At 69.8% G+C, this 22,296-nt stretch carries 19 protein-coding genes; 12 read left to right on the top strand and 7 right to left on the bottom strand.

The genetic code is table 11. The features are described 5' to 3' along the window. Window positions 1–51: 51 nt before the first annotated feature. The 4 genes from ACIA8G_RS43400 to ACIA8G_RS43385 form a co-directional block, all read right to left on the bottom strand. Complete coding sequence (locus tag ACIA8G_RS43400) at window positions 52–2,142, bottom strand: alpha-galactosidase (protein WP_396424683.1); 2,091 nt, start codon at window positions 2,140–2,142, stop codon at window positions 52–54. A 98-nt stretch (window positions 2,143–2,240) separates the two neighbouring features. Continuing rightward, window positions 2,241–3,638 carry a GntP family permease gene (locus ACIA8G_RS43395; RefSeq protein ID WP_396424682.1) on the bottom strand — a complete coding sequence of 466 codons (1,398 nt, stop codon included), beginning with the start codon at window positions 3,636–3,638 and terminating at the stop codon, window positions 2,241–2,243. Then, window positions 3,635–5,218 (bottom strand): amidohydrolase family protein, encoded by a 1,584-nt coding sequence (locus tag ACIA8G_RS43390; protein WP_396424681.1) that lies wholly within the window; start codon window positions 5,216–5,218, stop codon window positions 3,635–3,637. The genes ACIA8G_RS43395 and ACIA8G_RS43390 overlap by 4 nt, the downstream gene beginning before the upstream one ends. A gap of 13 nt (window positions 5,219–5,231) precedes the next feature. Beyond that, the gene (locus ACIA8G_RS43385) at window positions 5,232–6,524 is read right to left on the bottom strand and encodes an amino acid deaminase (protein WP_396424680.1); all 1,293 of its coding nucleotides are present in this window, start codon (window positions 6,522–6,524) and stop codon (window positions 5,232–5,234) included. An 85-nt stretch (window positions 6,525–6,609) separates the two neighbouring features. On the opposite strand from ACIA8G_RS43385, the gene ACIA8G_RS43380 reads away from it, so the two are divergent. The 5 genes from ACIA8G_RS43380 to ACIA8G_RS43360 all read left to right on the top strand — a co-directional run bounded on the left by ACIA8G_RS43380 (window position 6,610) and on the right by ACIA8G_RS43360 (window position 10,060). Beyond that, window positions 6,610–7,575 carry a sugar kinase gene (locus tag ACIA8G_RS43380; protein ID WP_396424679.1) on the top strand — a complete coding sequence of 322 codons (966 nt, stop codon included), beginning with the start codon at window positions 6,610–6,612 and terminating at the stop codon, window positions 7,573–7,575. Continuing rightward, window positions 7,576–8,322 (top strand): IclR family transcriptional regulator, encoded by a 747-nt coding sequence (locus ACIA8G_RS43375; RefSeq protein WP_396424678.1) that lies wholly within the window; start codon window positions 7,576–7,578, stop codon window positions 8,320–8,322. It begins immediately after the preceding gene. A gap of 11 nt (window positions 8,323–8,333) precedes the next feature. After that, window positions 8,334–8,714 (top strand): RidA family protein, encoded by a 381-nt coding sequence (locus ACIA8G_RS43370; RefSeq protein ID WP_396424677.1) that lies wholly within the window; start codon window positions 8,334–8,336, stop codon window positions 8,712–8,714. A 102-nt stretch (window positions 8,715–8,816) separates the two neighbouring features. Continuing rightward, complete coding sequence (locus ACIA8G_RS43365; RefSeq protein WP_396424676.1) at window positions 8,817–9,407, top strand: hypothetical protein; 591 nt, start codon at window positions 8,817–8,819, stop codon at window positions 9,405–9,407. Beyond that, window positions 9,404–10,060 (top strand): hypothetical protein, encoded by a 657-nt coding sequence (locus ACIA8G_RS43360; protein WP_396424675.1) that lies wholly within the window; start codon window positions 9,404–9,406, stop codon window positions 10,058–10,060. The genes ACIA8G_RS43365 and ACIA8G_RS43360 overlap by 4 nt, the downstream gene beginning before the upstream one ends. 34 nt (window positions 10,061–10,094) lie before the next feature. Here the strand turns inward: ACIA8G_RS43360 and ACIA8G_RS43355 are convergent, their stop codons facing one another. Continuing rightward, complete coding sequence (locus ACIA8G_RS43355; RefSeq protein ID WP_396424674.1) at window positions 10,095–10,457, bottom strand: DUF1844 domain-containing protein; 363 nt, start codon at window positions 10,455–10,457, stop codon at window positions 10,095–10,097. 294 nt (window positions 10,458–10,751) lie between these two features. Between ACIA8G_RS43355 and infC the strand changes: the two genes are divergently transcribed. The 5 genes from infC (at window position 10,752) to ACIA8G_RS43330 (ending at window position 13,827) form a co-directional block, all read left to right on the top strand. Then, window positions 10,752–11,357: a translation initiation factor IF-3 gene (gene infC, locus ACIA8G_RS43350; protein WP_396424673.1), complete on the top strand. Its 606-nt coding sequence runs from the start codon at window positions 10,752–10,754 to the stop codon at window positions 11,355–11,357. Window positions 11,358–11,406: 49 nt separating this feature from the next. Next, window positions 11,407–11,601: a 50S ribosomal protein L35 gene (gene rpmI / locus ACIA8G_RS43345; RefSeq protein ID WP_396424672.1), complete on the top strand. Its 195-nt coding sequence runs from the start codon at window positions 11,407–11,409 to the stop codon at window positions 11,599–11,601. Window positions 11,602–11,682: 81 nt separating this feature from the next. Continuing rightward, window positions 11,683–12,072: a 50S ribosomal protein L20 gene (gene rplT, locus ACIA8G_RS43340; RefSeq protein ID WP_396424671.1), complete on the top strand. Its 390-nt coding sequence runs from the start codon at window positions 11,683–11,685 to the stop codon at window positions 12,070–12,072. Further along, window positions 12,069–12,908 carry a TrmH family RNA methyltransferase gene (locus tag ACIA8G_RS43335; RefSeq protein WP_396424765.1) on the top strand — a complete coding sequence of 280 codons (840 nt, stop codon included), beginning with the start codon at window positions 12,069–12,071 and terminating at the stop codon, window positions 12,906–12,908. Before rplT ends, ACIA8G_RS43335 begins: the two co-directional genes overlap by 4 nt. Window positions 12,909–12,945: 37 nt before the next feature. Beyond that, window positions 12,946–13,827, top strand: coding sequence for a S41 family peptidase (locus ACIA8G_RS43330; protein ID WP_396424670.1), 882 nt, complete (start codon window positions 12,946–12,948; stop codon window positions 13,825–13,827). On the opposite strand, the gene ACIA8G_RS43325 is transcribed toward ACIA8G_RS43330, so the two are convergent. After that, window positions 13,824–16,529: a hypothetical protein gene (locus tag ACIA8G_RS43325; protein ID WP_396424669.1), complete on the bottom strand. Its 2,706-nt coding sequence runs from the start codon at window positions 16,527–16,529 to the stop codon at window positions 13,824–13,826. The genes ACIA8G_RS43330 and ACIA8G_RS43325 overlap by 4 nt on opposite strands. Window positions 16,530–16,531: 2 nt before the next feature. Continuing rightward, a complete protein-coding gene (locus ACIA8G_RS43320) occupies window positions 16,532–18,283 on the bottom strand; it encodes an HSP90 family protein (RefSeq protein ID WP_396424668.1) in 1,752 nt (583 codons plus the stop codon). 133 nt (window positions 18,284–18,416) lie between these two features. Here ACIA8G_RS43320 and pheS point away from each other — a divergent pair, with 133 nt between their 5' ends. Both pheS and pheT read left to right on the top strand, forming a co-directional pair. Beyond that, on the top strand, window positions 18,417–19,484 hold the full coding sequence (gene pheS / locus ACIA8G_RS43315; protein ID WP_396424667.1) for a phenylalanine--tRNA ligase subunit alpha: 1,068 nt from the start codon (window positions 18,417–18,419) through the stop codon (window positions 19,482–19,484). A gap of 3 nt (window positions 19,485–19,487) precedes the next feature. After that, window positions 19,488–21,965, top strand: a complete 2,478-nt coding sequence (gene pheT / locus ACIA8G_RS43310) for a phenylalanine--tRNA ligase subunit beta (protein WP_396424666.1) — start codon at window positions 19,488–19,490, stop codon at window positions 21,963–21,965. Window positions 21,966–22,296 lie beyond the last annotated feature (331 nt).

Below are 22,296 nucleotides of genomic sequence, written 5' to 3'. Positions count from 1 at the left end.
AGATCGTGAGTGGTGTGGTCGTCAGGGCGGCCACACCACTCACGACCATTTTCAGCGCAAGCGCAGCAGGAGTGCCTGTTCCGGCTCCAGCACCGGCAGCTGGACGCCCACCTCGGAGAGCATGGAACAGGGCAGCTCGATCTCGTCCCAGCCCTCGGTCCGCCGCTGGTTCAGCCGCGGCCGCCCGGCCGGTGCGTCGAACGACAGCCGATAGGTCCGCGCCGGATCCAGTCCAGGCAGCAGCACGCGAGCCGGCTTGTTCTGCACCGAAGTGGCGATCTGCGCGTAGCAGAACAGTGCCTCGGACCGGTCGGACGCCACGATCCCGTGCACCCAGGCCGCCGGGTCCGGGTGGTCGGAGTGCACCACGGTTCCGCTGTGCACCAAGGAACGCACGTCCTTGTAGTACTCGATCGCGGCCTGCAGCTCCGCCCGCTCCTCGTCCGTGGCCGAGTTGATGTCCCACTCGATCCCGAAGTGCCCGAACAACGCCGTGGCCACCCGGAACGACAGGTCGTGCACGCGGCCGGTGGTGTGCGACTTGGTCGGTCCGACGTGCGCACCCATCAGCTCGGGCGGCAGGAACACACCGGTCCACCGCTGGATCAGCTGGCGTTCCAGGGCGTCGTTGCAGTCCGACGTCCACACGCGGTCGGTGCGGGAGAGCACGCCGAGGTCGATCCTGGCGCCGCCGGACGAGCAGCTCTCGATCTCCACGTGCGGGTGCCGCAGCCGCAGGTCGTCCAGCAGCCGGTAGAACGCGTGGGTCTGCTCGTGCACCCGCGAGCCGATCAGGTCGCGGTTGTGGTCCCACTTCACGAACGCGATGTCGTTGTCGGACAACACCGACGACACCCGCTCCAGGATGTACGCGTACGCCTCGGGGTGCGCGATGTTCAGCACCTGCTGGTTGCGCCACGGCGGCGGCAGCACGCCCGGTCGCGGTCCCAGCACCCAGTCCGGGTGCGCGCGGTACAGGTCGGAGTCCGTGTTGATCATCTCGGGCTCGAACCACAGCCCGAACTCCATGCCCAGCGAACGAACGTGCTTGATCAGCGGCGACAGCCCGTCCGGCCACACCGTCTCGTCCACGTACCAGTCACCGAGGCCCGCGGTGTCGTCGCGGCGGTGGCGGAACCAGCCGTCGTCCAGCACGAAGCGTTCGACGCCCACCGCCGCGGCGGTGTCGGCCAGTGAGGTGAGCCGCGCGAGATCGTGGTCGAAGTACACGGCCTCCCACGTGTTGAGCACGACCGGCCGCGGCCGCAGCGACCGCTCCCGCAACTGCCGGTGGAACGCCGCGCTGATCCCGTCGATGCCCTCGGACGAGTAGGCCGCGTACAGCCACGGCGACTCGTAGGTTTCTCCTGGCGCCAACGAGATCTCGCCTGGCAGCAGCAGCTCGCCGCCGCCCAGCACGGGCGAGGAGTCGGTGAGGTTCTCCGCGTACGTCACGTGGTTGCCGCTCCACGCCACGTGCAGCGCCCAGACCTCGCCGGTGCGGAACGAGAACCCCGGCGTACCGGCGAGCAACCCGATGGTCGCGTCGTGCCCGGTGCGGCCGCGGCGGCTCTCGCGCACCCACGAGCCGTAACTCAGCGCCTGTCGCTGCGGTGACCGTTCCCGGCTCCACCGCCCGGTGAAGTCGAGCAGCTCCGCGGCACGGCCTGGGATCGGCAGCGCGGATTCCAGTCCCTCCAACGCGTACGGCGTCTCGCCGTCGTTGCGGACGGTGTGCCGCAGCCGGAGCATCCCGGACTCCAGCAGCTCCACGACGCCGGTCAGCGTCAGCGAAGCGGCCGCGTCCGAGGCGACGTAACGGAAGATCGAGCCGTTCTCTTCCCCGAACGACGTGACCGTGAGCGCCGGCGCGAAGTGCTCGCCACCCCGATGCCCGCGCAGGCCGGGGCGCCCGGAGTGCCCGGCACCCGCGTCCGGCACGAGGGCGAGCGCGACCGCGCTGTCGGGCGAGTTGTTCGGGTTCGTCCACAACAGCGCGTCGGCCAGGGTGCGCAGAGCATCCTGGCCGACGTCGCCGAGCGTGCGCCCCCAGTGCTTCACGACCGGCAGTCCGGTGCCCCGGACCTCGATCACCACGCTGGAGGCGGTGTCGTGCAGGTGCACGACCTCCGTGTTGTTCATGCGGGCCCCGTCCACATCAAACACAAATGAACATTGTGCCGATCCTGTGACGCGGGGCCTGCGTTGTCAAGCGTTGGAAAATGTTTAGTTCTGTCTGGTTAGACCACCAGGCTGAGCAGCGCCGCGACCACGAAGCCGACCACGGACAGGATGGTCTCCAGCACCGTCCACGACTGCAGCGTCTCCTTCACGGACAGGCCGAAGTAGCGGGACACGATCCAGAACCCGCCGTCGTTGACGTGCGAGGCGATGATCGAACCGGCCGCGATGGCCATGACCACCAGAGCCAGCTGCGGTTGCGAGTAGTTCAGGTCCGCCACCACCGGGGCGACGATGCCCGCGGTCGTCACGATCGCGACCGTCGCCGAGCCCTGCGCGATCCGGATGACGCAGCTGATCACGTAGGACAGTGCGATCACCGGCAGGCCGATGCCCGAAAGTTCGCCGGCGAGCGTCTTGCCGATGCCCGTCGCGGCCAGCACGGCGCCGAAGAAGCCACCTGCACCGACCACGAGCAGGATCATCGCGACCGGCTTCAGCGAGGCACCGGACAGCTCCGCGATCTTCTCCCGCGTCATCCCGCGCCGGAATCCCAGCAGCCAGAACGCGAGCAGCACCGAGATCGTCAACGCCACCGCGGGTGTGCCGAAGAACGTGGCGATCGAGTACGGCCGCGATCCCTTCTGCAGCAGAATCGAGCCGAACGTGCCCGCGAGGATCAGCACCAGTGGCAGGCCGATGATCGACAGCACCAGCCCGAGCGACGGCGCGTCCTTCGAACCGTTCTCCGCCCTGGCCTTCTCGGCCGCGACCAGCATCTCCTCCGGCACCGGCACGTTGAGCCGCTTGCCGATCCAGTACGAGTACAGGACACCGCCGACGAACCACGACGGGATCGCCACCGCGAGGCCCATGATGATGATCCAGCCGAGCGAGACCTTCAGCAGGCCGGCCGCCGCCACCGGTCCGGGGTGAGGCGGCATGAACGCGTGCATGACCGACAGACCGGCCAGCAACGGCATGCTGAACAGCACGATCGACTTGCCGCTGCGCTTGGCCGCCACGTAGACGAGCGGTGCCAGCACGAAGATGCCGATGTCGAAGAAGACCGGCACACCGAAGATCAGACCGGCCAGGCCGATCGCGACCGGTGCCTTCTTCTCGCCGAACGCCTGCATCAGCTTGTCCATCAGCACCTGCGCGCCGCCGGACGCCTCGAGCATCGCGCCCAGCAGCGTGCCGAGACCGATGATCGCGGCGATGTGCCCGAGGATGCCGCCGAAGCCCTTCTCCAGCAACGAGTCCGAGGCCTTCTGCGCCGACCCGACCAGTGCCTCGGTCGGCACGCCGGCCGCGAGCGCCACGCCCAGCGCGACCACGATCAGCGCGATGAACGGCTCGACCTTGAACCTGATGATGAGGAGCAGCAGCACCGCGATGCTGACTACCGCGAGGGTCAGCAGACCCGGTGTTGAGTGTTGCAACCAGTCGATCACGGGCGGCTCCTGAGTGAATGGCCTGGCAATGCGCCGGTGGCGGTTCCGTCATCGATCACCGGCACCCCGTTGCAGAACACGTACGGGATGCCGGCGGCCTGCTGCCGAGGCTCGTCGAACGTCGCCGTGTCGGCGATCGTCGAGGCGTCGAACAGCACCAGGTCGGCCGCGAAACCCTCGCGGACCAGACCCCGGTCGGTGAGCCGCAAACGCTTGGCGGCCCTGCCGGTGAGGTGCTCGACGCACTCCTCCAGGCTCAGCACGCCCAGCTCGCGGACGTAGCGCGCGAAGTAGCGGGGGAACGTGCCCCACGCGCGCGGGTGCGGCCGGTCGCCCACGAGCAGCCCGTCGCTGCCGCCGGTGTGCGCCGGGTGCTTCATGATCGCCTGCACGTTCTCCTCGTGGCCCACGTGCATGAGGCACGAGGTACCCATCCGTTCGTCGACCAGCACGTCGAAGTACAGGTCGGCGGGCGCACGTCCGAGCCGCGCGGCCGAGTCGAGGACGCTCGCGCCGACCAGGTGCGCGTTGCGGTCGTTGCGGACGCCGTTGATCTCGATGGAGTGCCAGTCGACCGGCACGCCGTGGCATCCGTCCGACCCGATCTCCTCGATCTCCTCGCGGATGCGCTCGCGGGTGTCCACATCGGACAACCTTGCCAGCGCCTTCTCCGGTCCGCCCTCCGTGGCCCACGAGGGCAGCAGCGCGGACAGGTAGGTCGCGCCCGGCAGGTACGGGTAGGTGTCCAGCGAGATGTCCGCGCCACCGGCGATCGCGTCGTCCAGCAACGTCAGCAGTTCGGGCGCCTTGCCCTTGTTCACCGGGAAGTTCATCGTCGCGTGCGCGAGGTGCAGCGCGCAGCCGGACCGCTGGGAGACGTCCACCATCTCGGCGTACGCCTCCAGCGCGCCAGCACCGTAACTGCGGTGGTGCGGGCTGTAGAACCCGCCGTGCTGCCCGACGACCTCGCAGAGCTGCACGAGTTCCGACGTGTCCGCGTACATGCCCGGCGTGTAGGTGAGGCCGGACGACATCCCGGCCGCGCCCTCCACGAGCGACTGCGCCAGCACGGACTTCATGTTGTCCATTTCGGACTCGGTGACCGGCCGGTCGTCCCAGCCGACCACCAGCATCCGCAACGTCCCCTGCGGCACCAGGTACGCGGCGTTCACCGCGATGCCCTGGTCGAGCCGGTCGAGGTACTCGCCGACCGAGCGCCAGTTCCAGTCGAAGCCGGCGGGGTCGTCGTTCCACCCGGCGAGCTGGCCCCGCAGCGTGGCCAGCACCTCGTCGTTCACCGGCGCGTACGACAGCCCGTCCTGGCCGAGCACCTCGGTCGTGACGCCCTGCGAGACCTTCGCGAGGTGGTCCGGTTCGGCGAGCACGCGCAGGTCAGAGTGCGAGTGCATGTCGATGAACCCCGGCGCGAGCACGAGCCCGTCCGCGTCGATCGACCGCGTGCCGCCCAGGCCGTGGCCGATCGCCGAGATGACACCGTCCTTGATCGACACATCCGCGCGGTAGGCGGGTGTGCCCGTGCCGTCTGCGATCAGCGGTCCGCGCAGGACGACGTCGTCCATCGGTGCTCTCCGATCAGAAGTAGGTGCGAATCAGGTCGACCACGGTCGTGCCTTCGACGACCGGGATCAGCTGCCACTTGTCGAACACCGTGCAGGGGTGGGAAAGCCCGAGCCCGACCCAGTCGCCGACCCGGACGGTGGCCTCCGCGCCGAGCGAGAGGAACGCGTGCTGGTCGTTCAGCGCCGTCACCTTGGCCTGGGTCAACGGTGCGATCGCGCCGTCGTTCCTGCGCAGCAGCTGCGGTTCCGGCAGGCCCTCGTCGAACGACGCGTCGCGCTTGCCGATCGTGAGCAGCGCCAGGTCGCGCTGCGGCCGGGACGTCACCTGGGCCCAGGCGCGCAGGGCGGACCGGAAGGGCTCGACGCCGTCGATCCGGGAGAACGGCGAGATCCCGCGGTAGAAGCCGTCGTCGTGCGTGATGTACGCGCCGCTGCGCAGCACCGGCCGCACCGGCACCGGCCACGGCTGTCCCAGCGTCGCCGCGACCTGGTCGAAGTACGCGCTGCCACCGGCGGTGACGATCACCTCGTCCAGCTCGTCGAGCAGCCCGGCGTCGGCCAGCCGCAGCACCAGCGTGCGCAGGTCGGTGAGGTACCGGTCCACAATGGACTGCGAGGACTCGGAGGCGTCGTGCGCCAGCGCGCCCTCGTAGCCGCAGACGCCGGCCAGTCGCAGCACCGGGCTCTGGTCGATCGCGCGGGCCACGGCCAGCGCCGTCTCCAGATCACGGGCGCCGGTCCGCCCGCCGGGAGCGCCCAGTTCGACCAGCACGTCGACCGGGCGGGACGGCTGGAGCTCCTGCAGCGTCTCGCTCATCAGCGCGACCCCGGCCTCGGAGTCGGCCCAGCAGCTGAACTCGAACCGCGAGTCGTGGTCGAGCTCGCTGACGAGCCAGCGCAACGCGCCGGGGTCGAGCAGCTGGTTGGCCAGCAGGATCCGGGAGACCCCGAACCCCCGGTACACCCGCAGCTGCGAGGCGTTGGCGGCGGTGAGGCCCCACACGCCGTGCTCGATCTGCCGCTGGAAGAGCTGCGGCGCCATCGTTGTCTTGCCGTGCGGCGCCAGGTTGACGCCGTGGTTGTCACACCACTTGGCCATCGTCGTCAGGTTGTGCGTCAGCGCGTCCGCGTCCAGCACGACCAGCGGGCCGACGAACTCGTCGGCGAAGAGGTCGAGCCGCCGCCCGGCGACCTCGCCGATGGTCGAACCGAACGTGGTGGACGGCAGGCCCTTGAATCGCCAGTCGATGCGTTCGGACCTGATGTCCGCGACTGCCGAGAGGTCCATCTCCATCAGTTGTTGCATATTTTGCAACTCCCATTGCGCGATGTGATGCTGGAGTGTGTAGCATTCGGGTGCGCCGCCGTCAACGAACACCTCTGGAGCTTGCATGCGGTTCGAACACGTCGGCGGTGTCGTGTGTCTCGGCGAGACCATGGTGATGATGGTTCCGGCTGACCCCGGTCCTGTGCATCTGGTGCGCACCTGGCACCGCGCCGTCGGTGGCGCCGAGAGCAACGTCGCCATCCACTTGGCGCGCCTCGGCGTGCGGTCGTCGTGGGTCAGCGCGGTCGGTGACGACTCGTTCGGGCTCGCGGTGCTCGACGCCGTCGGCGGCTTCGGCGTGGACGTGTCGGCTGTGCGGGTCGACCCGGCCCGCCCGACCGGCCTCTACGTGAAGGAGGCCTCGCCGGACGGCAGCCCGGTGCGCTACTACCGGCGCGGCTCGGCGGCGTCCGGCATGGGGCTGGAGATGATCGACCGGCTCGGCCTCGGTGAGGTGAAGCTGGTGCACATCAGCGGAATCACGCCCGCCTTGTCCGATTCGTGCCTCGCGCTGATGCGTGAGCTGCTGCGCCGCCCCCGGCACGGCTTCCGGATCTCGTTCGACCTGAACTGGCGGCCCGCGCTGTGGTCCGACCGCGACCCGCGCGTGCTGCGGGAGCTCGCGGACCTGGCCGATGTGGTTCTGGCCGGGTCCGACGAGGCGGAACTGGTGTGGGGGACCGGTGATCCGGCGCGGCTGCGGGCGCTGCTGCCCGGCCCGGCGTCGCTGGTGGTCAAACAGGGCGCGGACGGCGCGACGCTGCTGGAAGGCGGTTCGTCGCACTTCGAGCCGGCACTCAAAGTCGAGGTCGTGGAACCGGTCGGCGCCGGCGACGCGTTCGCGGCGGGCTTCCTCGCGGCCACACTGGCGGGGGAGACACCCTCGGTGAGGTTGCGCGCCGGGCACCTCCAAGCGGCATCCGCTTTGCTGACCGCCGAGGACGTCGGAGATCCTTTGCCGGACGACGTGACGGCGCCGCTGCTGCACGCCGACCCGCAGACCTGGGCGTCCGCCCGCCTGGAGGTGTAGATGAGTCAGAGCCTCGACCGCGCGCTCACACTGGTGAGCCAGCTCGCGACAGGACCGAAGACGCTGGACGAGCTGTCCGGCGTGATCGGCGTGCACAAGTCGACGACGCTCCGGCTCCTGCGCACGCTGGAGTCGCACCGGTTCGTGCAACGCGAAGGCGTGCACCACTACCGGCTCGGCACCGCGTTGTTCGACCTCGCCAACCGCGCGCTGGAGGAACGCGACGTGCGGCGCTCCGCCGAACCCGCGCTCCGCGACCTCAACGCCCGCCTGGGCTACACGATCCACCTCGCGTCCTATGAGGACGGTGAGGTGATCTACATCGACAAGTACGAGTCGTCGCACCCCATGCGCATGTACTCCCGCATCGGCCGCCGCGCGCCGTTGCACTGCACGGCGGTGGCGAAGATCCTGTTGTCCGACCTGCCGGCGCCCTCGTTGCAGAAGGTGCTGGCGAACATGGAGTTCCCGCGGCTGACCGCGAACACCATCATCGGCCCGACGGCGTACCTGGCCGAGCTGGAGCGCGTGCGCACCAACGGTTACGCCGTCGACAACGCCGAGCACGAGGACTTCATCCACTGCATCGCCGCCCCGATCAAGGGCGCGCGGGGCGAGGTGATCGCGGCCGTCTCGATGTCGGTGCCGAAGGTGCTGCTCGACTTCGACGGCCTGCTGGCCCACCTGCCCGACCTGCTCGCCACCGCCGAGGCGGCGTCCGTTGAATGCGGTTATGTTCCAAGATAAGGGGAGTTCCGTTGTCCAAGGTTGAGATCAAGACCGCCGACGCGCCGCAGCCGGTGGCCCGTTTCTCGCAGGGTGTGCGCAAGGGCAACATCCTGCAGGTGGCGGGCCAGGTCGCGTTCGACCCGAAGTCCGGCGAGATCGTCGGCACCACCGTGGCCGAGCAGACCCGGCAGACGTTCGCGAACCTGCACGCGGTGCTGGCCGCGGGTGGTGCGTCGATCGACGATGTGGTGATGATCCGGGTCTACCTCACCGACACGGCGCACTTCGGTGAGCTGAACGAGGTTTACAGCGAGTTCGTCACCGATCCGGCGCCTGCGCGGACGACCGTTTACGTGGGGCTGCCGGCTGGGTTGCTGGTGGAGATCGACGCACTCGCGGTCGTCGACTGACCTGCCGTTCGCAGCTGACAGAGCACCCTCGAACCTGAGGGTGCTCTGTCGAACCAGGAGTGATCATCGACGCCCGATGGGTCACGTGGCAGCATCCGACCCATGAAGTGGTACGCGGACAGACCGGTCAGGTTCACGCGTCAGCTGATCGCCGACCTCCTCGCCGCAGGCTGGGTAGCACTCTGGATCTGGGTGGCCACCACGGTCCACGACTGGGTCCTGGAACTGAGAGCCCCGGGAGACGGCCTGGTCAACGCGGGCGGCAGCATCCGCGACGTCTTCACCAACGCCGCCAACAAGGCCAGAGGCGTTCCCCTGGTGGGCGACGACCTGGCCGGTGCGCTCGGCAGTGGAACCAAAGCCGGCGAGACCCTCACCAACGCGGGCAACGCGCAGATCAGCGTGGTCGAGGACAGCGCGTTCTGGCTCGCCGCGGCCCTGATCGTCGTTCCCCTGCTCTTCCTCCTCATCACCTGGCTGCCCCTGCGGCTGCGGTACGCGCGCAAGGCCGGCAACACCGCCAAGCTCCGCAACAAGCCGGACCTGCTGGCCCTGAGAGCGCTTACCAGCCTGTCGCCCAGGGAACTGGGCAAGTTCGACGGTGACCCGGCGGTGGCCTGGCGCACCGGCGACACGGACGTGATCGACGAGCTGGCGCGACGTCAGCTCGCGTCGCTGGGGGTGCGCGCATGATCGCCGTGTCGGTGATCGCCGCCATCGTGGCGATGTGTGCCGTGGCCATCTCGTTGTGGCAGGCGCGTGAGGCGAAACACGCCCAGCAGGCCGCGCGGAGCGCCCAGGAAGCCGCGCAGAGCGCCCAGGAAGAGGCCCAGGCCGCTCGCAAGGCGGTGGAGCAGGCCACCAGCAGCGCGCTCCAGGCCAAGAACGTCACCGAAGTGGCCGGACGTGCCGCCAAGAAAGCCGAAGAGGCCGCCAGGGAAGCGGAAGAGGCGGCCAGGGCGGCGCGGATGCTGGCCGATGAGGCGCAGCTCACCTCGCAGCAGGCGGCGGCACTGGTCAACGAGCTGGCGGACAGCATCGCGACGGAACGCAGGAGGAGGGGCATGCCGACGTTCGCGATCACGCCCGGCGCGCCCGACGAGTTCCACCTCAGCTACTTCGGCGGGCCCGCCGTCATCGACCAGCTGACGGTGTCCGTGGTGCCGGGGAGCAGGGTGCTCGGGCTGCAGTTCAACGACGAGCCGCCGGTCGAGCACCTGGAGGTCGGGCCGCTGTACAACGGCTCCGCCATCACGTTCCGGGCGGCGACCGGGCAGCGGGCCTCCGCGGTGTTCTCGATCAAGGCCGAGCCCTGGGAGCCCGTCGTCGTGCGGGCCGAGCAGTAGCGGTCCCCGGCGCCGGGGACCGCTGCCGGCGGGATCAGTAGACGGGGCCGGTGAACTTCTCGCCGGGGCCCTGGCCCGGCTCGTCGGGCACGGCGGAGGACTCGCGGAACGCGCGCTGCACCGACTGCAGACCGTCCTTCAACGGTGCCGCGTGCGGGCCGAGGTACTCGCCGGAGGCGGTGATCAGGCCGGCCAGGGCCGTGATCAGGCGGCGGGCCTCGTCCAGGTCGCGGCGCGGCGAGTTGTCCGGGTCGGGGTCCGCCAGGCCGAGGCGTTCCGCGGCGGCGGACAGCAGCATCACGGCCGCCCGGCTGATCACCTCGATGCTGGGGACGTCGCCCAGGTCGCGGATGCCGTCTTCCACACTGTCTTCCAGCGGCTCGGTCACGGGCACCATTGAAGCAAGCGCCCTGAACCGGCAGACGTCACAGGGCCGCGATTCGGGGGTTGACAACGGCGTCTGCTACTATTTCGGACGCGACCAGCTCCCGTTAGTGCGGGAGCGGCAAGTGGAGCCCCGCTCCCACCCGCGTCCACCGCCTCAATGAGGTGGCCGGGTCCGGTCCTCCTGACTACAGGACACACGGGTGTCCTCCGTCCAGGTTTGCGATCGGTCGGAAGCGGGCCCCTTCGTCGGCAACGACGAACGGGGCTCTTGTCTTTTGGCGCAGACGAGTCGCAAAGGACGTGAATGACAAGTCCCTCGAACCGAGGTGCTCCCGTCAGCACCGAGCCGCGCATCAACGACCGCATCCGCGTGCCCGAGGTTCGTCTGGTCGGGCCGAACGGTGAGCAGGTCGGGATCGTTCGCATCGAGGACGCACTCCGACTCGCGCAGGAAGCGGATCTGGACCTCGTCGAGGTCGCCGCGCAGGCTCGACCTCCGGTATGCAAGCTCATGGACTACGGCAAGTTCAAGTACGAGACCGCTCAGAAGGCTCGTGAATCTCGCCGGAACCAGCAGCTGACGGTCATCAAGGAGCAGAAGCTCCGGCCGAAGATCGACCCGCACGACTACCAGACGAAGAAGGGCCACGTGGCCCGCTTCCTCTCGCACGGGAACAAGGTCAAGGTGACCATCATGTTCCGCGGTCGCGAGCAGTCGCGTCCGGAGCTCGGTTACCGGTTGCTGCAGAAGCTGGCGGAGGACGTCGCGGAGCTGGGCTTCGTCGAGTCCAACCCCAAGCAGGACGGCCGCAACATGATCATGGTGTTGGCGCCGCACAAGAACATCAAGGCGCGTCCGGTCAAGCAGGACGACGACGTCGAAGCAGAAGGTGACGTCGTCCCCGAGTAGGACGCATGGCCGCCCCCGACCCGGTGGGTAGCACGAGACGAGGACGGAAATGCCGAAGAACAAGACGCACAGCGGGACCTCGAAGCGGTTCAAGGTCACCGGCACCGGCAAGATCCTTCGGGAGAAGGCCGGCAAGCGCCACATCCTGGAGAAGAAGTCCAGCAAGGTGACGCGTCGCATGAGCGGCACCGCGGTCGTGTCCGAGAACGACGCGCCGCGCATCAAGAAGCTGCTCGGTCTCTGACCCCGCTTCGACTCCCTAGCTAACTTCGGGAACCCCAGGGCCCCGACCCCTGGCTCCCCATGAGATCGACAGGATGGACCCGTGGCACGCGTCAAGCGGGCTGTGAATGCCCAGAAGAAGCGCCGTACCACCCTTGAGCTGGCCAGCGGCTACCGCGGTCAGCGCTCGAGGCTGTACCGCAAGGCCAAGGAGCAGGTGCTCCACTCGCTCAACTACGCGTACCGCGACAGGCGTGCGCGCAAGGGTGACTTCCGCAAGCTGTGGATCCAGCGCATCAACGCCGCTGCCCGCGCGAACGGCATGACCTACAACCGCCTCATCCAGGGCCTGCGCCTCGGCGGCGTCGAGGTCGACCGCAAGATCCTCGCGGACCTCGCCGTCACCGACGCCAACGCGTTCACCGCGCTCGTCGAGATCGCCCGTGGCGCGCTCCCGACCGACGTGAACGCTCCGGCCGGGGACAAGGCCTGAGTCAGCACGCACGCGGCCAACGACCCGAGGACGCTCCGTTCACCGAACGGACGCCTCGGGTCGTTGCTGCTCGCCACCTCACCCGCCGCGCCGGCCGTGACAAGGCAGGCCGGTTCCTCGTCGAGGGCGCCCAGGCAGTCCGTGAAGCGCTGGCGTGGACCGGCGGCGCGGTTCACGAGCTGTTCGTCACCGAGACCGCCGCGGCACGCAACCAGGAGTTGCTCCGGTCCGCCGCGGCCGCTCGCGTGCGCATCAGCACCGTGACGGACAAGGCCGCGGAATCGCTCTCGGAAACCGTGACGCCCCAGGGCCTCATCGCCGTGTGCGACGAGATTCCCGTCGGGCTGCCAGACGCGCTGGCCGGCACCCCGCGGCTGGTCGCGGTCCTGTACGGCGTCTCCGACCCCGGCAACGCGGGCACCGTCACGCGGGTGGCCGACGCGGCCGGCGCGGAAGCGGTGATCTTCGCGGGTGACACGGTCGATCCGCACAACGGCAAGTGCGTGCGGGCCTCCACCGGCTCGCTCTTCCACCTGCCGATCGTCCGTTCCCGCGACACCGACCACGTCTTCGCGGCGTGCCGGAAAGCCGGGCTCCGCCTGGTCGCCGCCGACGGCTACGCGCAGGACGACCTCGTCGTGGCCTCCGCCAAGGGCGAGCTCGCACAGCCCACGGCGTGGGTGTTCGGCAGCGAGGCCCACGGCCTGCCCGACGACGTCATCGCGAAGCTCGACACCTCGCTGAAGGTGCCGCTGTACGGCGCCGCCGAGAGCCTGAACCTGGCCACGGCCGCCGCGGTGTGCCTCTACGCCTCCGCCCGCGATCAGCGGAATTGAGCTGACGCAGCACCAACGCGGAACTACTCTCCCGCCCGTGCGCGAATCCGAGATCGAACTGCTGTGCTCCCAGCTCGCCGACTACTACGTGTTCCCGGACATCGCTGAAGACGTCGCGAAGGTCCTGCGCACTCGCCTGAGCGAGGGCGCCTACTCCGATGTGGACGATCAGGAGTTCGCCCGGCGGGTCACCGCAGACCTCCAGTCGGTCAACGGCGACAAGCACCTCCGCCTGCTCTACAGCGCAGAAGAGGTCCCGGAGACCGGCCAGGAATCAGCCTGGGACCCGGTGGCCTACCGCAAGGAGGCCGAGCAGGACGCGTTCGGCATCACCAAGGTCGAGCGCCTCAAGGGCAACATCGGCCTGCTGGAACTCCGTCTGCTGCACGACGCCGAGATCGCCACACCGGCCGTCACCGCGGCCATGAACCTCATCGCGTACACCGACGCGCTCATCATCGATCTGCGCAACAACGGCGGTGGCGACCCCCACACGGTGGCCCTGATCTGCAGCTACCTGTTCGACGAATCGGTGCACCTCAACGACATCTACAACCGCCCGGACGACACCACCCAGCAGTTCTGGACGCTTCCGCACGTCCCCGGTCCGCGGTTCGGCGGCAAGAAGCCGGTCTACGTCCTCACCAGCAGCCGCACCTTCTCCGGTGCGGAGGAGCTGAGCTACAACCTCCAGCAGAACCAGCGCGCCACCCTCATCGGCGAGACCACCAAGGGCGGCGCCCACCCCGGCGACCGCTACCGCGTCGGCCCGCACCTGAAGTCCGCCGTCCCCAACGGCCGCGCGATCAACCCGATCTCCGGCACCAACTGGGAAGGCGTCGGCGTGGTGCCGCACGTCGAGGTGCCCGCCGACGAGGCCTTCGACGTCGCCTACGCGAAGGCCTTGGAAGCCATCTAGTCGAGGCGGGTCGTCAGCAGGCGCACCAGCGGATCCGTGCCCGCCGCCCTGTTCTGCCGCCGCAACGCTTCCGAGAGCACCGACAGCACGTTCCCGGCCTGGGTGTCGTCGGGCAGCAGAGATGCCGCCCGGCGCGCCTCGGCCTCGGCGCCCTCGGGATCGTCGGCGTTGAGCAGCAGTTGTGCTGCCCGCAGCACGATGAACACCCGCCAGCCCTCGTCCTCCAGCGACACCACCAGCGCTTCCGCGTCCCGGTAGTGCTTCATCGCCAGCGCGAACTCGCCTGCCTGGCCGTGCACCCAGCCGCGGATCGCGACGATCTCCGCCTGCCGCCGGGCGACCTCGCGCGGATCGTCCAGCGACGCCAGCAGTGCCTCGGCCTCGTCGACGGCCGCGCGGGTCTCGGCCACGTCGTCGTCCGGCAGCGCGGAGGCCAGCTCGATCAACGAGCCGATCGCCTCCGAGAGGTTGCCCTCCTGCTGCCACAACGCGGCGGCCGCGCGCCACGACGCCGTCGCGTCCTCCGTCTTGTCCGAGCGGCTCTGCACCGAGGCGAGTACGTCCAGCAGGAACGCCCGCCGGCCGACCTCCTCCGGTGGCAGCAGCTCGGACGCCTCACGCAGGTACCGCTCGGCGGCCGGGAGCTCGCCCAGCCGGCGGCACACCTGGCCCAGCCGGAACACCACCTGCAGGCGCAGGTCGTCCTGGGCGTCCTGCAGCAGCCGCAACGACTCCTCCAGCACCTCGGCGGCCTCGACGAACCGGTCCGTCTGGATGTAGCCGCCGCTCAGCGCGAAGCAGAAGTGCGCGGTGTGGCCGGGGGAGAGGTGCACGCGCGAGATCGCCACCGCCTCACGCAGTTCGGCCAGGCACGCGGCCTCCTGGTCGAGCTCCTGGATCGCGGCGACCTGGTACCAGCGCGCCTCGGCGCCTTCCGGCAGCGGGAACGCCGCCACGAACTCGCGTGCCGTCGCCATCGCGGCGTCGGTCTTGCCCATCACGGTCTCCAGGCGCAACCGCAGCCGGAACCCCTCGAAGCGCGCGTTGGCCGGCAGCTCGCCCGCCATGACCGCGACGACGTCCGCGTACGCACCGTCGAGATCCTGTTGCCGTGCCTTGTGCTCCGCGGTCTCGACGGCCACCCTGCCGCGCAGCTCCGGAACGTCCAAAGAGGACGCCAGCGCGATCATCGCGGCGGCGCGGTCGTGGGTGTGCCCGTCGTCGAGCAGCTCGGCGAGCGTCAACGCGGCGATCGTCCGCGTGTAGTCCGACTCGGCCTCGGCCAGGCACCGCTCGGCGAGCTCGGCGCCGTTCTCCCGCCCGACCGCCAGCCGGGCCTGGTACCGCAGGGCGAGGTCCGCGGGCACCGCGGCCAGCAGCTCGTCGAAGGCGGCCTGGTCGAACGGCACCAGCCCGGTGGTCATCCGCCGGATGCCGGCGTGCGCGGCGAGATCGGGCGGCAGCAACGAGTCCATGTCCGCCGGCAGCGAGTCGAGCATCCGCCGCGCCTGCACGAAGTCGCCCTGTTCGTACAGCGTCACCATCGCCTCGGCGATCTCCACGGGATCGCCGAACACGACGGACTCCTCCGGCGCGACGGCGGGAGCGGGCGCCGGCGGCACCGCCAGCTCCACCGGGGCGTAGTCGGCCTGCTCCAGTGCCTGGGTGATCCGCTCGGTCCAGGCGGACGTCCCGTTGCGCGCGTCGAAGGCCTTCGCCAGCTCCATCGCCCGCGCCGACAGCCGGTCGAGCAGCTCGGCGGCGGACAGCGGGCCCACCGCGGGCACCTCGAACGTCACGTCGGCCGGAATCCGTTGCAGCAGCACGGAAGCGCTCTCCGCGAACGACATCTCGTCGGCGGGCAGCTGCGCGGCGGTCAGCTTGTGCAGCGACCGGCGCAGGATGTCCTCGCCGCGCGCGACGTTGCCCGTCAGCGCGCAGAACCGGATGTGCTCGTGCACGTACGAGGTGATCTCGTCGTCCTTGATCAACCGGTACGCGGTGAGATGCGCGTGCGCCGCCCGTTCCACGTCACCGATCTCCAGCAACGGCCACAACAGCGCCGACAGGATCCCCTGCGGCTGCGTGGAGCAGTTGGTGTTGCCGGACAGGCCCTGCCAGCCGTGCGCGGCGGCTTCCTCGTGCCGGCCGAGCCGAGCCAGCATCCAGACCTGCTCCTCCACCACGCACGCCTCGCAGTCCGCCATCGGACCGCGTTCGGTGGCGAGATAACGCCCGAGGTGCTCGCTCAGCCCGGCCATGTCGCCGACGTGGTACGCGTGCTCCGCGCGGGCGCCGTGCACCGGCTGCACGGAGAACCCGAGCCGCCCGTAGCGGTCAGCGAGCTGCCCGATGACCGCCTTCAGCTGGTCCAGCGAGAACCGCGGATCACGCCGCAGCCCGGTCGCGATCCACTTGTGCGACCAGTTCAGCGAGTGGCGCTCGTAGTCGTTGAACGCCTCGGGGTCCTTCTCCTCGGCGGCCCTGACCCACGCGAACGGCGCCAGCATCAGGTCGTAGCGCGCCAGGTAGTAGGCCGAGTCGATCAACGCGATCCGGCACGACACCCCGAGCGCCAGGTGACCGAGCGCGTCGGACATGCGCGCCGCGCGTTCCAGCGCCTCGTGCTTCGGCATGCCCGTCGGCATGTTGTACGCCTCGAGAAACGCGTTCTCCGCGTCCTCGTTGGTGAAGTCGGCCATGATCACTTACCCCCGACGGCGCGGTCCAGCAGTTCCAGGAACGAGCGGTTCAGCGCCGCCGTGTCCTTCGGTCGCATCGCTCGCCGCGCCTGCAGAACGGCGTGCACGTAAAGAGATTCGAGCGTCAGCTCCACGAGCGCCGGGTCGCGGAGCCGCGCCAGCCGCTGCACCAGGGGGTTGCGGCAGTTCAGCACCAGCTGTTCGGGGCGGGCCGAGCCGGTGTCGGCGGTCAGCTGTCCCAGCAGCTCCGCCCACAGCGGGTCCACCGTCTCCGCCGCCGTCTGCTCGGTGTCGAGCTTGCGCTGCTGCTCGGCGTTGCTGATCAGCAACGCGGGCAACGAGACCGGGTCGAAGTCGCGGATCACCGCGTCGCAGTCGTGCCGGTCCAGCGCCGCCGCGCCCTCGGCGAGCCGCAGCCGCAGCGCCGCCTCGATGTCCGGTTCCGGATCCGCCAGCGCCGCCAGCAGTTCCGTCGGCGCCACCCGTCTCGCGACGGACGGGCCGTCCAGCGCGCTGAGCCGGTTCAGCAGCTCCATGTCGTAGGCGTAGCCGGCGTTCACCAGCCCGAGTCCCTGCGCGGCCGCGACCGGGGCGAGCTGGTGGAACTCGTCGACGTCCGGGATGTAGAGGATCGCGCCGTGCTTGCGCTTGAACTGCCGCAACGGGATCGCGCCCTCGGTCGTCTCGAACGGCAGCCAGCGCTCGACCAGCCGCAGCATCTCGTCGTCCGACCGCGCCAGCGACTTGATGCCCAGGTGGTGCGCCGCCAGCAGCTCACCGGCGCGGCGCGGCTCGATCGCGTCCAGCCGGATCAGCCAGTCGCGGATCTGCTCGCCCAGCTCCTCGCGGACCGCGAGCAGCATCTCGTCCTGGTACAGCGACTCGCGCGACGCCGTCGGCCGGATCGCGGACGCGTCGACCACGCACCGCACGAAGTAGGCCCAGTCCGGCAGCAGCCCCTCGACGTTGTCGCCGACCAGCATCCGCTTCAGGTACACCCGGTGCGTCTGGCGCGTGCCGGGATGCACTCCGGACGGCAGCACGAACGCGACGCCGGTCAGCCCCGCCGCCTCGACCTCGATCGGGATCGCCTCGAACGGCGTGAACCCGAGGACCTGCTCGCAGTACGCGGTGAGGTCGGCGTCCTCGTCATCCCACGGCCGTTCGCCGCGCGTCACCACCGCGCCGTCCACCGTCACAACGGCCGGCAGCAGATCGCCGTAGTCGCTCACCAACGGCCGCACGACGTCGGCCTCCAGCCAATGCTCGTTGCCACGTGACGCGGTCAGCACCACCGTCGTACCGACCGGCACGTCACCGTCTACAGCAGACACCGAGTAGTTGCCAGAGGAGTCCGCCTCCCAGCGCACCGCCGAACCGCCGCGAGCGGACCGTGTGATGACTGTCACTGAAGAAGCGACGAGGAAGCACGACAGCATGCCGACGCCGAACTGGCCGAGGAACCCTTCGCGCGCAAACCCCAGCTCATCCCGCTTCGAGGTGCGGCCCAGAGTGGACAGCAGCTCGTGCACCTCGGCCTCGGTGAGCCCGACCCCGGAGTCGGTGATCTTGAGCTCCGCGCCGCAGGTGATCGTCACCTCGGCCGGGCACGACGGATCGAGCTCGCGCCGCGCGGTGATGGCGTCTACGGCGTTCTGCAGCAGTTCACGCACGTAGACGCGCGGGCTGCTGTACAGGTGGTGACTGAGCAGGTCGATGATGCCGCGCAGGTCGACGCGGAAAGTGTGCGACATGATGCCGCCATCCTAGGGACGACGGCAGGGCCAGTGCCGCCCTTTAAAGGAACGGCCCGGAACGGTCAAGACCGCACCCACTAGGATCGGTCTGTTGATTACCGAAATCCGTGACGGGAGCTGTCCACCAACCATGTCCGGAGCCAACGACCCGTACGACCCGAAGCAGGTCGCGGCGCTGTCGGCCGAGCACCTCGACGCGGCCGTGCAGAAGGCGCTCGAGGCGTTCGCCGGAGCTGCCGACCTGGAGGCCCTGGCGGCGGTCAAGCCGGGCCACCTCGGCGACCGGTCGCCCGTGCTGCTGGCCCGCCGCGAGATCGGTGCACTGCCTCCCAAGGCGAAGGCCGAGGCCGGCAAGCGGGTGAACGAGGCGCAGACCGCGATCAAGACCGCGTTCGAAGAGCGCCACGCCGCGCTTCAGGTCGAACGCGACGAGCGGGTGCTGCGCGAGGAGTCCGTCGACGTCACGCTGCCCTGGGACCGCTTCCCACGCGGCGCGCGCCACCCGATCACGACGCTCGCCGAGCGCATCGGTGATGTCTTCGTGGCCATGGGCTACGAGATCGCCGAGGGCCCCGAGCTCGAGACCGAGTGGTTCAACTTCGACGCGCTGAACTTCGGCAAGGACCACCCGGCCCGGTCGATGCAGGACACGTTCTACATCGCGCCCGGCGACTCGCAGCTGGTCCTGCGCACGCACACCTCGCCGGTGCAGGCCCGCACGCTGCTCGACCGCGAGCTGCCGGTGTACGTGGTGTGCCCCGGCCGCACGTTCCGCACCGACGAGCTCGACGCGACCCACACCCCGGTGTTCCACCAGGTCGAGGGCCTCGCGGTCGACAAGGGCCTGACCATGGGCCACCTCAAGGGCACGCTCGACGCGTTCGCCCGGTCCATGTTCGGCGAGGACTCCAAGACCCGCCTGCGTCCCAGCTTCTTCCCCTTCACCGAGCCGTCGGCCGAGGTCGACGTGTGGTTCCCGGAGAAGAAGGGCGGCGCCGGCTGGGTCGAATGGGGCGGCTGCGGCATGGTCAACCCCAACGTGCTCCGTGCCTGCGGCGTCGACCCCGACGTCTACTCCGGCTTCGCGTTCGGCATGGGCCTCGAGCGGACGCTGCAGTTCCGCAACGGCCTGCCCGACATGCGCGACATGGTCGAGGGCGACGTCCGTTTCACCCAGCCATTCGGAACGGAGGCCTGACCGGTGCGTATTCCGGTTACCTGGCTGATCGAGCATCTCGAGTTCGACGAGACACCGTCGCCCGACGAGCTCGCGGAGGCCTTCACCCGCATCGGCATCGAGGTCGAGGAGGTCAGCCCGCTCGGACCCGTCACCGGTCCGATCGTGGCGGGCCGCGTGGTCGAGATCGAGGAACTCACCGAGTTCAAGAAGCCGATCCGCTTCTGCCGCGTCGAGGTCGGCCCCGAGCAGGTCAACGAGATCATCTGCGGTGCCACGAACTTCGTCGAGGGCGACTCGGTCGTCGTCGCGCTGCCCGGCGCCGTGCTGCCCGGCGGGTTCACGATCACCGCGCGCAAGACGTACGGCCGCACGTCCAACGGCATGATCTGCGCCGCGGACGAGCTCGGCATCGGCGACGACCACTCCGGCATCCTCGTGCTGCCCACCGGCACCTCCCAGCCGGGCGACGACGCGCTGGAGCTGCTCGGCCTGAACGACACGGTCATCGAGGTCGCGCCGACCCCGGACCGCGGCTACGCGTTCTCGGTCCGCGGCCTGGCCCGTGAGATCGCGTGCGCGCTGGACGTGCCGTTCGGCGACCCCGGTGGCGTCGAGATCCCGGAGCCGGAAGGCGAGGCCTGGCCGGTCCACATCGAGGACCGCACCGGCTGCTCGCGGTTCGTCGCGCGCCGGGTCTCCGGTGTCGACCCGACCGCGCCCACGCCGTGGTGGATGCGCCGCCGCCTGATGCTCGCCGGCATCCGGTCCATCTCGCTGCCGGTCGACGTCACGAACTACGTGATGCTCGAACTCGGTCAGCCGCTGCACGCGTTCGACGCCGCTGCTCTGCAGGGCGGCCTGATCGTGCGTCGTGCGACCGCGGGCGAGAAGCTCACGACGCTGGACGACGCCGTTCGCGCGCTCGACACCGACGACATCGTGATCGCCGACGACTCCGGCGTGATCTCGCTGGCCGGTGTCATGGGCGGTGCGTCGACGGAGGTCACGGACTCGTCCTCGGACATCCTGCTCGAGGCCGCGAACTGGGACCCGGCGTCCATCGCGCGCACGGTCCGCCGGCACAAGCTGCCGTCCGAGGCCGCGAAGCGCTTCGAGCGCACGGTCGACCCGGCTCTCGCGCCGGTGGCGCTGGAGCGGGCCGCGAAGCTGCTCAACCACTACGCCGAGGGCTCCATCAAGCCGGGCCGCACCGACGTCGGTGTGCCCACGCTGCCGGAGCCGGTGTCGATGCCGATCGACCTGCCGGACCGCATCGCGGGCGTCCGCTACGCGCGTGGCGTCACGGCCCGCCGGCTCGGCCAGATCGGCTGCCAGGTCTCCGTGACCACCTCGGACGACGGCCAGACGATCGTCACGGCCGTCCCGCCGACGTGGCGTGCCGACCTGGTGCAGCCCGCCGACCTCGTCGAGGAGGTGCTGCGGCTCGAGGGCTACGACACGATTCCCTCGGTGCTGCCGCCCGCCCCCGCCGGTCGCGGCCTGACCGAGCAGCAGCGCCGCCGCCGCACGGTGTGGCGCACGCTCGCCGAGGACGGTTTCGTCGAGGTCAAGCCGTTCCCGTTCATCGATCCCTCGGTGTTCGACGCCTTCGGTCTCGCCGAGGGTGACGTCCGGCGCAACACGGTCGGCGTGCTGAACCCGCTGGAGGCGGACAAGAACGTCCTCGCCACCACGTTGCTGCCGGGCCTGCTGGAGACGTTGCAGCGCAACCTGGCCCGTGGTGCGCGTGATGTCGCGCTGTACAACATCGCGCAGGTGACGTTGCCGCGTGCGCAGCAGGTCCCGGTGCCCTCGCTGGGCGTCGACCGCCGGCCCACCGAGGCCGAGGTGGCCTCGCTGCTGGCCGCGCTGCCGCAGCAGCCGCTGCACGTCGCGGGCGTGCTGACCGGCCACCGCGAGCTCGCGGGCTGGTGGGGCAAGGGTCGCATCGCCGAGTGGTCGGACGCCGTCGAGGCGGCCCGCCGCGTCGGTGAGGCGTACGGGGTCACCCTGCGCGTCGTGGCTTCCGACCTGCTGCCGTGGCACCCCGGCCGGTGCGCCGAGCTGCGGGTGGGCGACTGGCCCGTCGGCCACGCGGGCGAGCTGCACCCGAAGGTGATCGAGGCCCTCGGCCTGCCCAAGCGGACCGTCGCGTTCGAGCTCGACCTCGACGCGCTGCCGCTGGACGACCACCGCCCGGCCCCGATGGTGTCGCCGTACCCGCCGGTCCTGCTGGACGTGGCGCTCGTCGTCGACGCCGCCGTGCCGGTCCAGTCGGTGTCCGAGGTGCTCGGCGCGTCCGCGGGCGAGCTGCTCGAGGACATCCGCCTGTTCGACGTCTACACCGGTGAGCAGGTCGGCGAGGGCAAGAAGTCGCTGGCGTACTCCCTGCGCTTCCGCGCGCCGGACCGCACGCTCACGGTCGAGGAGGCGACGACCGCCCGTGACGCGGCCGTGGCCGCCGCCGGCGAACGTCTGGGCGCGGCTCTGCGCACCTGACCTGGGTCTACCGAGGGGGAGTTTCCTGAAGCTCAGCTGAAGGTCACTCCCCCTCGCCCCGTTTCACGACATCAGGTTCGCTCGAACGGTTGAGTCCCGGAGATCGGGATTTGGGATCAAACCAGCAGGTGGTAGCCCTGCGTAGCTGTCAAGGTGCCAAAGGTCCCTCATTACAAGGGGAAATCGGCGCCCGTCGGACGCTTGCGCAGTACGTGAAGGTTCTCCAAGATTGGCCTCGCGGCCCGCTGGGCCGAGGGGCGAAGCGATGAACCACCGGGCGAGTCTGGTCGCCGGTCCGGTGGGGAGCTACTGGCGAACCCACCGCCTGGGA

This window comes from Lentzea sp. NPDC051213, from assembly GCF_044455585.1.
Classification (GTDB): domain Bacteria; phylum Actinomycetota; class Actinomycetes; order Mycobacteriales; family Pseudonocardiaceae; genus Lentzea.
The sequence above is the reverse complement of the archived record's forward strand: the minus strand, read 5'-3'. Positions and strand labels throughout refer to the sequence as shown.